Genomic DNA, 1,290 nt, shown 5'->3' with positions numbered 1-1,290 from the left:
CCCTCACACCGCGGCCCCCCGGCTCACGCCGGGAGGGTCGCGACGGCCTTGAAGAACGTGTAGCAGAACGTCCCGTCCTCGCCCGCCGCGCGGCGCAGGCCCGCCACGCCGCGGTCCCAGTCCGCGGGCGTGGACAGCCCCGCCGCGACGGCCTCGGCACCGACCGACTCGACCATCGCGGTGAAGGTGTCCAGAGTGAACCCCTGCACCAGCCCCGGACGCGACCCGTCGGCGTACACCGTCCTGGGGGACACCTCCACCTCCCCGAACCCGGCGCCGGACAGCAGCGGATGCAGCCGCCGCCCGATCAGCGCGTCCCCGCCGGCCCGGCCCTGCAGCGCCACCAGGTGCCCGATCGCCGCGCGGGCATGGGCGCTGTCGGGATGCAGGAACGCCGAGCCGTGGTCGCCCTCGATCACCGTGAGCGTCCCGCCCGGCCGCAGCACCCGCCGCAGCGCCGCCAGCGCGGCACCCGGATCGGGGAGGTGCTCCAGGACGAAGCACACGAACAGGTGGTCGAACTCGCCGTCCTCGAACGGCAGCTCGTGCAGGTCCGCCCGCACCCACGCCACCTCGGCGCCGGGACGGGACGCGGCGACGCGGGCGCGGGCCTGCGCCAGCGACGCGCCGGAGACGTCGACCGCGGTCAGGCGCATGCCGGGGGAGCGCCCGACCAGGTGCACCGTCTGCGCGCCGACGCCGCAGCCGACCTCCAGCACGCGGCTCCCGGCCGGGTAGGAGGTGCCCTCGTGCAGCAGGCCGGCGAGCGTGTCGGCCTGGTCGCCGAGCCGCCGCGCCTCCCGCCCCGAGTACCCGTGCACGTAGTCCCTCGGTTGTGCGCCGCCCGGCTCCGCGCCGCCCGATTCCGCCGTCATCGTGGTGTCCATGGCACCACCGTGCCGCGGGCAATGGTCCCCGGAGAAGGTCCAATCACCGGCAGGAAAACCGGACCACCCCCGGGTGGGCGGCCGACGTCACGCCGCCAGCAGCTCCGCCTCCCACAGGTCCCGGTACGCACCCGGCACCGCGAGCAGCTCATCGTGCCGGCCGCGCTGCACCACCCGGCCCCGGTCCAGCACCACCACCTCGTCCGCCGCGTCCAGCGCCGCCAGCCGGTGCGTGACCAGCAGCACCGTCGCCCCGCCCGGCGACTCCAGCAGATCCCGCGTCACCGCGTCGGCCGCCACCGGGTCCAGCGCCTCGGCCGGCTCGTCCAGCACCAGCACCGGCGGCTCGGCCAGCAGCGCCCGCGCCAGCAGCAGCCGCTGCCGCTGCCCGCCCGACAGGCCC

2 protein-coding genes are annotated in these 1,290 nt (G+C 76.7%); both read right to left on the bottom strand.

The window, feature by feature from the left end:
* Window positions 1–23 precede the first annotated feature (23 nt).
* A complete protein-coding gene (locus E1266_RS37280) occupies window positions 24–887 on the bottom strand; it encodes a methyltransferase domain-containing protein (protein WP_207946164.1) in 864 nt (287 codons plus the stop codon).
* A gap of 87 nt (window positions 888–974) precedes the next feature.
* Window positions 975–1,290, bottom strand: a 316-nt coding sequence (locus E1266_RS37275) for an ATP-binding cassette domain-containing protein (RefSeq protein WP_132055288.1), incomplete at its 5' end; no start/stop codon positions are given.

It is taken from the genome of Actinomadura sp. 7K534, from assembly GCF_004348575.1.
Taxonomy (GTDB): Bacteria; Actinomycetota; Actinomycetes; order Streptosporangiales; family Streptosporangiaceae; genus Spirillospora; species Spirillospora livida.
This window is presented reverse-complemented; position numbering and strand designations above follow the sequence as displayed.

Excerpts from the sequence above, each read along its gene's own strand:
- E1266_RS37280 (WP_207946164.1), bottom strand. The coding sequence starts at position 887 with ATGGACACCACGATGACGGCGGAATCGGGCGGCGCGGAGCCGGGCGGC.